Annotated in this window: 10 protein-coding genes; 3 read left to right on the top strand and 7 right to left on the bottom strand. The window is 56.1% G+C overall.

The genetic code is table 11. From position 1 onward, the window contains the following. The first annotated feature begins 48 nt into the window (after positions 1-48). The 3 genes from CAK95_RS26885 to CAK95_RS26875 are packed head-to-tail and all read left to right on the top strand — an operon-like array spanning position 49 to position 2,819. The gene (locus tag CAK95_RS26885; protein WP_086090746.1) at positions 49-861 is read left to right on the top strand and encodes an ABC transporter permease; all 813 of its coding nucleotides are present in this window, start codon (positions 49-51) and stop codon (positions 859-861) included. Between the two features lie 3 nt (positions 862-864). Then, positions 865-1,518, top strand: a complete 654-nt coding sequence (locus CAK95_RS26880) for an ABC transporter ATP-binding protein (protein ID WP_086090745.1) — start codon at positions 865-867, stop codon at positions 1,516-1,518. Positions 1,519-1,571: 53 nt separating this feature from the next. Next, on the top strand, positions 1,572-2,819 hold the full coding sequence (locus CAK95_RS26875; RefSeq protein WP_147413556.1) for a KpsE/RkpR family capsule polysaccharide export protein: 1,248 nt from the start codon (positions 1,572-1,574) through the stop codon (positions 2,817-2,819). A 266-nt stretch (positions 2,820-3,085) separates the two neighbouring features. Here the strand turns inward: CAK95_RS26875 and CAK95_RS26870 are convergent, their stop codons facing one another. The 7 genes from CAK95_RS26870 to rfbC form a co-directional block, all read right to left on the bottom strand. Further along, the gene (locus CAK95_RS26870; protein WP_086090743.1) at positions 3,086-5,482 is read right to left on the bottom strand and encodes a glycosyltransferase; all 2,397 of its coding nucleotides are present in this window, start codon (positions 5,480-5,482) and stop codon (positions 3,086-3,088) included. 14 nt (positions 5,483-5,496) lie between these two features. Then, positions 5,497-8,031, bottom strand: a complete 2,535-nt coding sequence (locus tag CAK95_RS26865) for a class I SAM-dependent methyltransferase (RefSeq protein ID WP_245303915.1) — start codon at positions 8,029-8,031, stop codon at positions 5,497-5,499. A 165-nt stretch (positions 8,032-8,196) separates the two neighbouring features. Next, the gene (locus tag CAK95_RS26860) at positions 8,197-9,213 is read right to left on the bottom strand and encodes a rhamnan synthesis F family protein (RefSeq protein ID WP_245303914.1); all 1,017 of its coding nucleotides are present in this window, start codon (positions 9,211-9,213) and stop codon (positions 8,197-8,199) included. A 276-nt stretch (positions 9,214-9,489) separates the two neighbouring features. Beyond that, positions 9,490-10,383: a glucose-1-phosphate thymidylyltransferase RfbA gene (gene rfbA / locus CAK95_RS26855; RefSeq protein WP_086090740.1), complete on the bottom strand. Its 894-nt coding sequence runs from the start codon at positions 10,381-10,383 to the stop codon at positions 9,490-9,492. A gap of 8 nt (positions 10,384-10,391) precedes the next feature. Further along, positions 10,392-11,264: a dTDP-4-dehydrorhamnose reductase gene (gene rfbD, locus CAK95_RS26850; RefSeq protein WP_086090739.1), complete on the bottom strand. Its 873-nt coding sequence runs from the start codon at positions 11,262-11,264 to the stop codon at positions 10,392-10,394. Then, positions 11,261-12,322: a dTDP-glucose 4,6-dehydratase gene (gene rfbB, locus CAK95_RS26845; RefSeq protein ID WP_086090738.1), complete on the bottom strand. Its 1,062-nt coding sequence runs from the start codon at positions 12,320-12,322 to the stop codon at positions 11,261-11,263. Before rfbB ends, rfbD begins: the two co-directional genes overlap by 4 nt. An 18-nt stretch (positions 12,323-12,340) precedes the next feature. Beyond that, a complete protein-coding gene (gene rfbC / locus CAK95_RS26840) occupies positions 12,341-12,895 on the bottom strand; it encodes a dTDP-4-dehydrorhamnose 3,5-epimerase (RefSeq protein WP_086091688.1) in 555 nt (184 codons plus the stop codon). Between the last annotated feature and the right edge of the window lie 4 nt (positions 12,896-12,899).

Here is a 12,899-nt window from a genome sequence, read left to right as displayed (position 1 = left end):
TAAGTCTGTGGCGAAGGGGGATTTAAGGCCGATGGCAGCGCGGTTGTCATGCTCGTGAAAGACCGGGTCCTCGGACAAAAGGACCTGTTGCTCGGCGGGCTCGCGGTGCAAGCGCGCGTGATCGGCGCGCTGATGCTGCGCGACATGCGCACGCGCTTCGGCCGGACCTTTTTCGGCTATGTGATCCAGGTACTGTGGCCGCTGACGCATCTGCTAGTCGTCATGTCGATCTATCTGGTGATCCGGCGGCTAATGCCGTTCGGAACCAGCCCCGCGGTATTTCTCGGCACCGGCATTCTGCCGTATATCCTCTGCCTCTATCCGGCGCGGATGATTTCGATGAGCCTCGTGCAAAACCAGCCGCTGCTTTATTTCCCGATCGTCAAATCGGTCGATGTCGTGCTGGCGCGCGGGTTCCTTGAGACCATCACCTCGTTCTGGGTGATCGCGATCTTTTGCTTTATCTTATATGTGTTCGGCGTCGAGGTGATGCCGATCTATCCCGAGCAGGCTTTGCTGGCGATTTTTGCGACCATCTATCTCGGCTTTTCGATCGGCTTTCTCGGCGCGGTCCTCTGCAAAATCATTAAATTCTGGATCGTGGTGGTCTTCATCATGCTGATCCTCATGTACGTGACCTCCGGCGCATTCGTCTATGTCGCCGCGCTGCCGCCCAGGATCCAGTACTACATGTCCTGGAATCCACTGTTCCACTCTGTAGAATGGCTGCGGTCGGCCTATTATGACGGCTATGGCAATGATATCCTTGATCGTGGCTACCTGGTCGGATTCGCAAGCGTCAATCTGTTCGCCGGGCTTGTGGCGGAAAAAGTCATTCGCAGGATCTTGCTGCAGAATTGATCCATGATTCAGCTCGAGCGCCTGCACAAATATTACCGGATCGACCGCCTCAAGAAGGTGGTGCTGCGGGACGTGAACTTCAATTTCCAGGCAGGCCGCAGCTATGGCGTCCTCGGGATCAATGGGGCCGGGAAATCGACACTGATGCGGATCCTGGCGGGCGCCGAACTGCCCAATCGCGGGCGGGTGCGCAAGTCCGTACGGGTGTCGTGGCCGCTCGGATTTGCCGGGGGGCTGCATCCCGGTATGACCGGACGGGAAAACATCAAGTTCGTGGCACGGGTCTATGGCGAGAATGTCCGGCAGGTCATCGACTTTGTTGAGGATTTTGCAGAGATCGGGCCGTATATTGACGCGCCGGTAAAGACCTACTCGTCCGGCATGGGCGCGCGGGTGGCTTACGGCCTGTCGATGGCGATCAATTTCGAATGCTATCTGATCGACGAAACGATGGCGGTGGGAGATGCCCGGTTCCAGGCGCGGTGCAAGTCGGAATTCAACAAACGTAAAGCAGTGTCCGACCTCATCATGGTGACACACAACATCCCCGCGATGAAGGAATATTGCCAGCACGGCCTCGTTCTGGCGGACGGCGAATTGCAATATTTTCCGAACGTCGATGACGCCATCGAGACCTACAGAAAACTGAACATGTGATGGCGCCCCCGAACGCAACAAAGGACCGTGTCCGCTCGCCTCTGGAAGGGACGGTGAGCCACGGGCAGGTGCTGTCCGGCGCAGAAATGATTTCGCGCTCGCTCAAGGACGTGTCGCGGGAAATGCGCCGGCCGGTACCGGTCTGGGCCGGCAATCTCGGCCAGAAAGCGGAGCGGCTGAAAGCCTCCTTCGGCGCCTGGGTGGCAGTTGCGTTCATTGCCGTGGTGCTGCTGCCGGTTCTCGCCGCCAGCCTGTATCTCGCGATTTTCGCCGCGGACCAATATGCTTCCGAGGCGCGCTTCGCGGTGCGCGGCGGCGAGCGCGGCCCGCTCGATCCTTTATCCATGATCTCCGGCTCGTCCGGGCATACGCAGGATTCGCTGATCATCGCCGATTATATCCGCGGCCAGGGGATGGTGACGGAGCTGGAAAAGACGCTGAACCTGCGCGAGATGTTCTCCACATCGAAGGCGGACTGGCTGTTCAGCTTCAATCCGGAAAAGCCGATCGAGAAGCTGACGCGCTATTGGCGCTGGCAGGTGGATGTGAATGTCGAGTCCATGTCCGGCATCATCACCGTGGTGGTGCGCGCCTTCACGCCGGAGGATGCGCTGGCGATTTCCAAAGCGGTGATCGCGGCCAGCGAGAAACTGGTCAACGACCTGTCGGAGCGGGCGCGGCGCGATGCGCTGAAGCAGGCGCAGTCGGAACTGACGCTCGCCGAAAACACGCTGCAGGACAGGATCAAGTCGATGCGTGAGCTGCGCAACCGCGAAGGCCTTCTCGATGCCTCGAAAACCTCCGAGGTGATGATGAAGCTGGTCGGCGACCTGCGGCTGGAACTGGCCAAGATGGAAAGCGAATATGCCAGCAGCCGGCGCAGCATGTCGGAGACCTCGCCGCCGATGCGGGTGCTGGAGGCGCGCATCCGTTCGGCCCGCGACCAGCTTCGGCTGATCGAATCGCGCATGACGCAGACGTCGCGCGCTGGTGGCATGGCGGCAGGGACTGCCGCCAGCGACCCGGCGCTGGCCGAAAGCATGGGCCGATTCGACCGGCTCAATCTCGAGCAGGGCTTTGCGCAGAAACAATATGTGGATGCGGCGGCGGCGTTCGAACGCGCGCGCATCGAGCTCGACACGCAGCATGTCTATCTCGCCACCTTCCTGCAGCCGGTGCTGGCACAGGACGCGCTCTATCCGAAAAAAGGCTGGATCCTTGCGGCACTCGCCGCGATCAGTCTGATCCTGTGGGGGGCCGGGACGGGGATTGCAGTGCTGGTGCGGAATTATGCGGTGTAAGAGCAGGTGAGCATGCTGACCAAATAACAAGTTTGATCTTAGAAAGGTGTCTCTTTTTCATACCAAAGGTTCGACGGCAAGTTGCGTTTTAGAAGGATGAAAACGCTAAGAGCTGCAGAATGCAATGAGATAGGCTTATTTTGCCCGATTGGTGGATAGGCGTCTGCTTGGGTTGCGTCTGAGATTGTTTCAATCCCTTTATCCTTCAGTGAGAGGGTATCTAACGCCGTATTCTCCAAATAAGAAGTTGGTATCGATCCTTCATTTTATGGAAGGCGATCTGTCTGTGCGATCGTCCGGTTTCTTTTCGTTAGGTTGTTAATCACCGTGGTAATCTCTACCGCTCTGTGAGCTACCGTGTGCGAATTGAGCGCAAGCTGACGAAGTTGTGTAGAGATGGTGTGTCGTCCTGCCTCGTCGGCAAGCCATCGCTTGATAAGTTGTGGAAGTGCGGCTGCATCTGAATAAGTGATCGCTAGGCCCTGGAATAGTTCGGAGCCGGCAAATTTATCGCTAATAAGGAATCCTCCGGATAGGGCCACGTCGAAAATCCGATTTGAGATAAAGCCGAGCTTTGCCATATCGGGCCAGTGATCGTTCAATACAATCTTCGCCTGTCCATAGTAGCGATGTAATTTATCATTTTTGATATATTCGCCTTTGACCATTGAGGATGGGATCAGCTCCGTCCAGTCGCGACCATAGACCGACACTGGAATTCGTTGGTCGATGCAATCCCTTATAATTGGCCGCATCTGTCGCCGCGAGTTACCAACGAAAATAATGTCTTCCATTGGGATGTCAGTTCGAGATGCAGGAGAGAAGAAAATGCCGGGGTCAGAGAACTGGAGCAGTTCGCTCACTGGGACATTCAGTCGTAATCTTAATGTTTGCGTATAGGGTGTTGAGGCAACGAAAACATGATCATACGACTCAAGTTCATCGTCAGATACGGAATCGGGATGGCTCATTAACCAGCAAAGGTTGGCTTGATGGCGCCTAGGTTCGTAACGGCGTAACCCTCTCAAAACAAGAGCAACGTCATCAGAAGATGCTGTTTCCGAATACCAGTTTGGTAGAATGTCAACTCGGGGGGTAAAGCCGTGTTTGCGTAACTCGCCCGCCAGCGAATTGGCAAAATGATAGTCGCCCCAATATTGCGCCACTTCCTCACTTGGTGCTGGGCATTTAATGGCGATTCTGATGCTGCTGTCTTTGTGGGTTCGTAAGGGTCCTGAAACGGGTGTCATCGGGGCGGTAGATAGCTGTGGGAGCAGAACTCGTGGCCTCCAACACGCTACTCCCGCTTGATCGAAGCTGTAATTGTCGGCAACGTAATCCATTGCGGTCAGCTTATCTTCCGAATAATAGCGCATGTCATCACTTGAGATTGTGTTGCGCCATCGTTCCGCAAAGAATTTTCTATTACGCTCGATGTGGCGTCCTCGTCCCTCTGTCCTGCTTTCGTGATGAAAGACAACGGAGTTGGCAGCGCACCAGAAAACCGGCATCCCGGAGCCGAGCCTCAAGCAGAAATCCACGTCCTCTTGGCCGTTGATATAGCTTGGATCAAAGCCTTTCAAAGCGATAAAGTCGATGGCGCGAACCGCCATGCAAGCTGCGGTGATCGCCTGGTATCCGCGCGAAACCGATGTGTGTGGCTGAGAACTTGGTTCGCCCGCATAGATGGGGTAACCAATGGGGCTGCGGTTTGAAAAAGTAATCCCCACGCACTGCACGCGGCCATCTGGAAAGAGAAGCTTGGGTTGGACACCCTTGATCTCCGGACGTTGTAACAATGTCAGGAGGCCGTCGATCCAGTTTTTCGAAACCGTTGTATCGTTATTGAGAAATATGACGCGGCTGCCGCGTGAGTGCGCAAAGCCGATATTGTTGCCTAGTGCGAAATTTAAATTCTCTTCGTTTGAAACAATTCGTATGTGGGAGTACTTTTGTTCGTATTGTCGGAGGACGGAAGCGGTTTTGGCGTCGCTGCCATTGTCGACTATTACAATCTCAATTGGTGTGTGGTATTCAGCTCCAAGGAGCGAATCTAGGCACTCTTTTGTGAGGGCTGGTTGATTGTAGACGCAAATGATGATCGAAACCAACCGAGGATCACGCTCTGCCGATGTGTCCGTAAGCCGTTTCCAGTCCACGAGATAATCATTTTGAATGACGAATCGGTAGTGCGGCCCCTCGCGAGTTGTAATTCTGTCTCGATCCGGTGAGTTGTGCCTCGTTGGCAGTACGATGGTTGGTGGCCTTTTCTTCGGCTGAGTAGGCGGCGATTTTCCTGCTTTGACGGATCGCGGCTGTCGTCCTTCCTTCTGGCCGTAGCGGTGATAATGATAGAGTGGATTAATTCCTGCTGCTCTAACGTCTGGATTTTTGTTTAGATAAAAAGTTGTCTCGAAGAGAGCATTGGGATTGCGACCTTCCTTCCACCCGTATTCCCAATAGTGCTTCAGTGGTTCAACCCCCGCCGCTGCCACATCCGGATTCTGCTCCAGATAATATGACGTATCGAACAACGGATTCGGATCGCGGCCCTCCCGCCAGCCATGCTGCATGTAATGCTGCAACGGGTTTATGCCTGCGGCGGCGACATCGGGGTTCTGCTGCAGATACCAATCACTGTCGAAAAGCGGATGCGGTTTCATACAACTGATCTTCGCTATCGTGCAGCTACTAAGGCGGAGGTGCTAGCCGTCAGGTAATGCACCAGCGGGTTGATCCCTACTGCCACGATAGCGGGATTTTTCTCAAGATAGAACGAGGTGCTGAAGAGCGGGTTAGGGTCACGCCGCTCACGCCAGCCGTATTCCATATAGTGGAACAGAGGATTCATGCTGGCGGCGGCGACGTCCGGATTGGTCCGCAGATAGAACTTGGTATCGAATAGGGGATGCGGATCAAGTCCAAGCGCCACACCGGCGCTGATATAATGCGCAAGTGGCGTTAACGCCGCGCGTTCAGCTTCGGGAATTTGGGCTTTATAGAATTGCGGATCGAAAAGCGGGTGCGGCGCTCGGCCCTCGACGCCGCCATGCAGGATATAATGCAGGAGCGGATCGATGCCGGCCTTGGCGACATCAGGATTTTGTTCGAGATACCAGGTCGGGCGGAACAGGCGCGAAGCCTTGATGAGGCCGGCTTCCCATGACCGCTCGCGAAAGCGCGTGCGCTTCCACGGTGTGAACGCGCGACCAATACGTTCAACAATGCCCGAAAACGGCCAACGGAATTGACTGCGCGCGAGCTTGTCGATCTCACGGGCCTGCATCGCCAGCGTTGCAGAAAGCTCGCTGGCCTGACTTCTGGCAGCCTGGATATCGCGGGAATGCGCGTTATGTACCTGCGCGAGTTGATCCTGGAGTGTCCGTGCTTCCTGAGCGAGCGCATTGCGCCGCTCTTCGCTTCGTGCCATCTCCTGCCGGAGGGTGGCCGACATGTTGCTAACACGGACGAGCTGTTCCTTGGCTGCCGCAAGCTCCCCGGCCAGACTTTGAATCCGTTCCTGGCCTTCAATCAGCATGCGTTGCGTGCCAGCCAGTTCTTCGTTGCTGGCCCTGAGTTTTGTTCCGACATCTTCAAGGCCGGCACGGAGTGTCTGAACCTCTTGTGCCAGAACGCCGCGCTGAATGGTCAGGCGCTCTGTGATCGCGGTCGTCCAGGCCCGCTCGGCGTCAGCTAGGCTCATGTTGGATGTGATGCGGCCTTGTATCCAGGACTGGATCTGGCCCTCCATCGCGGCATAGCGATTGACATCGGCCCGGGAGAGGATAGCTCCGTTCTGCGCAAGGATATTGATGACGATGTCATTTATCCGGGCGGTCGTTCCGACCGCGGAGGCCGCGCAGCTTGACACCCGGATAAGGCTGTCCCGTAGACCGCGATAGATGATATAGCCGAATTCGAGCTGCGGCTTGAGCCGCCATTCCTGATCGAAGAAATGGACTGTTCCGTCCGCATTTCGGATCATATTGAACGGCATTGCGTCGAAATGCGCGCCATCGACGGGCTTGGTGAATGCTGACGTTTCGATTGCTTCGAGTCCGCATTTCAGCGTTACCGCATCGAGCCAAGGGCGGGCCCATTCGGCGAGCTGCTGGATTGACCAACCCGGCTTGTTGATGATGGAGACAAGAACGTTCCACCAGTTGTCTCCAGCTATGAAAGGCTCATCCGTCAGAACGCACTCAACGGGAACGTCAGGCGTCTCTATATCCGACAATGCGCTGCGCTTTGTGACGAGTCCCTTGCCAGTATTTTGGAACTTCACTTCTCTTGCGAAGGCTGGATGTCGATCGACAGAATAGTGCCATGCGACATCCTTCGCTGAGACATAGGGCGCAACAGCCTCTTCAGTGCAGCCCGCAACGACGAGAAACGAATTGGCGAGTTCTCCAATCAGCCGGTTGCGGCCGAGATTGACCCAACCTTGTTCCAGAGAGAATGTTGGATCAGATGGCTTTTGCGGGTCGAAGAATGCCGACTGAGCGAACAGCGTCGAAGCGAGATCTGGGTGCCGCTCCAGCAACGGATCGGAAAGCAATGTAAGGGGCAATTTGTAGTCTGGACACGGATAGAAAAACGCTTGAGCGGGCAGGCCGGCTTCGGTCAACAGGTCGGCCAGTTCCGCCCGCCCAAATGTAGCGACAGAGCCGGGCTCATATCCATCATTGATGCCATAGAACTCGGCACCGACATGATCTTCCCGCGCGCCAGCAAAGTATTTCAAGCCGAGTTTATTTTCGATGGCGATGATAACGACGCCATTGGATGAGAGATGTTGGCGCAGAGTCTTCAAAAAGTGGGTGTGAGGCCGGGCATGCCCATTGCCGTAGATGGCTGCATATTCAAGGACGCCAATGCTGAGCACGGCGTCGAAAGGCGTTGGATATGCGAATGCATCGAGCTGTTCACAGACCACTCTCACGTTTTTTTGGTCTGCCGTGCGTTCCCGGGCGATATGAGCGCGGCGTAGGCTGCCTTCGAGGGCCACGACGTCGCCACCGTTTTCGCCCAGAAATCGAGTCAGGGCGCCACAACCCGCGCCAACCTCCAGAACCCGGCCGCCAAGCAGCGCTGCGAATGGGCGCAGGAGGTTCGCCCGCTTCGGCGACAAGTGATAGAGCGACGCCCAGTCGCGAATGCCCGCGGTCAATTCCTGGGACAGCACCGACCGGTCATTGGCTTTGGTGATCACGTCCAAGAGATAAGTCTCGGCGTCATCCCCGTCGCTGTAGGAAAATGGCCGATCATTCTGGCCGCGCGGCACATAGATGCCGTCGCGCAATTCGTAGTCTTTCGGAAAGCTGTGACTGTTCTCAACGAACATGGGATGTGCTTTCTGAAGTGCCGGTTCCAAGGCCTAGATCATTCCGTGTCGGTACATCAGGCCACGCAGCCGTCGAAAATTCTCACCGCTGCCTGTCCGTCTTAAATCGGCCAGGACTTCGTCACGCAGGGGTTCATTCAGATCGGTCAATATCTGATGGATCTCCTCCAGCGTATAGAGCCGCCGGAAAAAAATATCACGCTTCAGGATCGGCAGGCCGAGATGCTTCATGAAAAGAAAAGCGCCGTAATGCATTTGGTTCTTGCGGCCGATGGCCGATACGATTCTATCCGGAAAAATGCCCAGGCTCCATTGCTCCATTCCGGCGGCCTGATTGTTGATCTGCAACAGCCGGCCGTCGTTTCCGCGGCCACCGGGTGATATGCGGCGGACGCCATAAGCAACAGCTTCGATGGCGCTAACCGCTGCGTCATTGGTTTTTTCGCCAACGAATGACAGAAAGGTCTTGTAGAGCTTTCTGCGCGCCGGGATCGGCAGAAGGCGAACGCTCTCGATTGCATCACGCACCGGGCGTCTTTGCAAATGTGCAAACAGATGCGCCGCGGGAAAAAGAATGTGCGGGCGGAACCCCGCTTTTGTGATCTGCCGGGTCAGCCGTACTTCGCCGCGATGGATGGTCCAGTAGCGGGTGCTGATCGGACGATATTTGTCCCAGAATTTTTCGAACAGCGGGTGTTGGATAACTGCAGGCCCAAAAGACAGCAGAAAAGACTGGACGTGATAGTGGAACTCCTGCGTTTCGGTGACACCGATGAAATCGTGGGGCGCGTTCAGGTCGGAGATCAGCTTGTCCAAGGACTTGCGGAAGAAGAACAAACTGTCATTGACGAGAACGATGCGGTTGACGTCGGGGAAATGCGTTCGAACGTAATTGACGCCATCCTTGTAGCCGCCGAAATCCCGCCCGATATTCTTTCGTTCGATCAGGACGAGACATTTTTCGCTGAGCTGCGCCTTCTGAAGGGAGGAGAGAGGAAAGTTCGAAACAAGGATCAAATTATGCGGGCTGCGATTGACCGCCTCGATCATGTTCATCAGGAATTCCGGCGCGGGCCCTTTCGAATAAAGCACCAGAATGAAAAACGTATTATCTTTCTTGGCCACGCTTCCATCGGTCACGCCGAGAATGCGCATGGACTGAAGATGTACGCGAGGGTCGAGGTGCTGAACCAGCCGCGTGATCGTTTCGATCGGATAGACGACAAAGGTGCGTTCGAGAAAATACCAAAGGCCGATGAAAAAGCGCTCGATCGCTGTGAAGAAGGCAATGATCGGACTGAGGAAATCCATTACTCTACTCGCTGACTAGATATGAGCGGTGCTGGTTCGCGGATTGCAGATCTGAAGCAGATACTGGCCGTATTCGGTCGATTTTAAAGTATGGGCTGTCGCAGCGACCCTGTCGACGGAGATCCATCCATTCAGGAGCGCGATTTCCTCAAGGCAGGCGATCTTAAGACCCTGCCGATGTTCGATGGCGCGAACGAATTCGGATGCTTCGAGAAGAGAATCATGCGTACCGGTATCGAGCCAGGCAAAGCCCCGACCCATGCGTTGGACTTTCAATAACTTGTTGTCCAGGTAGTGGCGGTTGAGGTCGGTGATCTCAAGTTCGTTGCGTGCCGACGGCTTCAGGGCCTTGGCGACGTCGACGACACTCGCATCATAGAAATATAGCCCGGTCACGGCCCAGTTGGATTTCGGGTGTTGCGGTTTCTCTTCCAGCGACAGGACATTCTCGTCTTCGTCGAATTCGGCGACACCATATCGTGACGGATCGCGCACGCGATAGGCAAAGATCACCGCTCCGTCATCAAACTCGGCGGCATCCCTCAGCATTTCCGAAAGCGTGTTGCCGTAAAAAATGTTGTCGCCCAGAACAAGTGCGCACCGCGACCCATCGATGAATTTTTCTCCGACGAGGAAAGCATCGGCGAGGCCACGCGGCTCGGTCTGGATGGCGTAGGACAGCGATATTCCCCAATTCGAACCGTCGCCGAGCAGGGCCTGGAACACCGGCATGTCGCGCGGTGTGGAAATGATGAGGATGTCGCGAATGCCCGCCAGCAAAAGGACCGACAGCGAATAATAGATCATCGGCTTGTCGTAGATAGGCAGCAATTGCTTGGACGTGGCAAGAGTGAGCGGATACAGGCGCGTTCCACTTCCTCCGGCCAGAACGATTCCCTTTTGCGGCATGGCGGTCCCTATGCGCGCAGGAGCGCGTCGGTGACGCGCTCGCTGTCTTTGGTCCAAGCTTCAGCTGTTGTTCCGAAGACGTGTCTGATGAGGGTGCAGTCCAGCGCAGAGTTTTCCGGACGGGCAGCCCTTGTTGGATACTCCTGTGTCGTGATCGGCAAGACTTTTGGCTTTCGGTTGGTATGGCGAGCCTGGACTGCGACGATCCATTCCGCGAAGCCATGCCACGAGGTCACGCCCGTTCCGCAAAAGTGGTAGGTTCCCCATCGGGTGTTCTCGTTTTGCAATTGCGGCGCGATCGACAGGATGGCGGAGGCCAGGGCTGCGGTGGAGGTTGGGTTGCCGTGCTGGTCTGCAACGATGCGCAACTCGTCACGTTCTCTGGCCAGGCGCAAAATCGTCTTCAGGAAATTTTTTCCGAATTCGCCGTAAATCCAGGACGTGCGAATGATCAGGTGTTTGGGCATGCCGACACGAACGGCAATTTCTCCTGCGACTTTCGAACGGCCATAGGCGCCGATCGGCGCGATGGCGTCGGTTTCGCGATAGGCGCCGGCCTTTTTTCCATCGAAGACATAGTCGGTCGAGATGTGGATCAGCGGGATGTCGGCCGATCGGCACGCCGCGGCCAAAATCGCCGGCCCGTGCGCATTGGCCCGCAGCGCGATGTCATATTCGTCTTCGGCCTGATCGACGGCGGTGTAGGCGGCTGCGTTCACCACAACGTCGGGCTTATGCCGCTGGATCGCCGCCTTCACCTGATCTGCATTTGTGATATCCGCTTCGGAGCGTGGCAAGGCTGTTAACGCAGCGCCGTGCTCGATCGCTTTTCGCGATAGCTCCTGTCCGAGTTGGCCATTTCCTCCAAAGACGAGGATCACGCGACCACTCCGAGGCGCTCCCCGCCATAGGTTCGGGAGCGGATGCGATGCCACCAAGGCTTGTTATCGAGATACCATTGCACGGTCTTGCGCAGGCCGCTCTCAAATGTCTCGCGAGGCGACCAGCCCAGCTCGGCGCTGATTTTGCCAGGATCAATCGCATAGCGCTGGTCGTGACCTGGACGGTCCTGCACGAAGGCAATCAACGAGCTTCGCGGACGATCGAGCGGGACGAGCTCGTCCATGACGTTACAAATGGTGTGAACGACATCGAGGTTGCTTTTCTCGCACAGGCCGCCGACGCAATATTTCGATCCGACTGCGCCCTTGGTCGCGATCAGCAGAAGAGCGCGTACGTGATCGTCGACATGCAGCCAGTCGCGGACGTTCTTGCCATTGCCGTAGACGGGCAGGGCGCGCCCTTCGAGTGCGTTGATCGTCATCAACGGGATCAGTTTTTCCGGGAACTGATAAGGGCCGTAGTTGTTCGAGCAGTTGCTGATGACCACCGGCAATCCGTAGGTATGGTGCCAGGCGTTGACCAAATGATCCGATGCCGCCTTTGATGACGAATAGGGCGAGCGCGGATCGTAGGCGGTAGTTTCGCTGAAGTGCCCGGTCTCGCCGAGCGACCCGAACACCTCGTCGGTCGAAATATGATGGAAGCGAAACTGGTCCCGGCGCGCTGACGGAAGCGTCTGCCAATAACCGAGCGCTGCCTGCAGGAGAGCGAAGGTTCCGACGATGTTGGTTTCGATGAAGGCCGATGGCCCGTCGATCGAGCGGTCGACGTGGCTTTCCGCCGCAAAATGGATGATGACATCAGGCCGGTAATTTTCGATCAGGCTCGACATCTTTGCCGCGTCGCAAATGTCGGCGCGAGCGAACGAATATCGCGGATTCTCCGCAATCGGCTGAAGCGATTCAAGATTGGCGGCGTAGGTCAGCTTGTCGACAACGAGAACCGAATGGTTCGTTTCCGCAATCAGAAGGCGTGCAAAGGCCGAGCCGATAAAGCCCGCGCCACCCGTTACCAGAAACTTGCCCCCCGAAAACATGCCCCACAGGTTCCGGTCTTAAAAAACTTCCGCGTCCGTCAGAAAGGGCAATGTCTTGTCCTTGTCCGATAGCTGTGCATGCCGTTCATCCACCGGCCAATCGATGCCGATCTGCGGATCATTCCAGCGAATGCCGAGATCGTGTTTCGCCGAGTAGTAGTTAGTAACCTTGTACACAACCTCTGTGTCGGGCTCAAGCGTGCAAAGGCCGTGGGCGAAGCCGATCGGTATCAAGATCTGATTCCATTGACCGGCTGAGATTTCAGCAGCGACGTATTGGCCGAATGTCGGCGAAGCCCTGCGAATGTCGACGGCAACGTCGAAAATCCGGCCTTTTACCACACGGACGAGTTTATCTTGCGCATAGGGAGGCGACTGAAAGTGCAGTCCCCGGATGGTGCCCGTGTTGACGGACAGTGAGTGATTGTCCTGCACAAAGTCGAGCGTGATGCCGGCTTCGGCAAAAACTTTCTTGTTATAGGTTTCCGAAAAAAAGCCGCGTGCGTCTTTGTATCGGGGCGATTGAAGCAGCAGAACCTCTGGAATAGCTAAAGGTCTAACTTCCAGTCCCATCATC

Origin of the sequence: Pseudorhodoplanes sinuspersici (assembly GCF_002119765.1) — a bacterium.
GTDB lineage: Bacteria > Pseudomonadota > Alphaproteobacteria > Rhizobiales > Xanthobacteraceae > Pseudorhodoplanes > Pseudorhodoplanes sinuspersici.
This window is presented reverse-complemented; position numbering and strand designations above follow the sequence as displayed.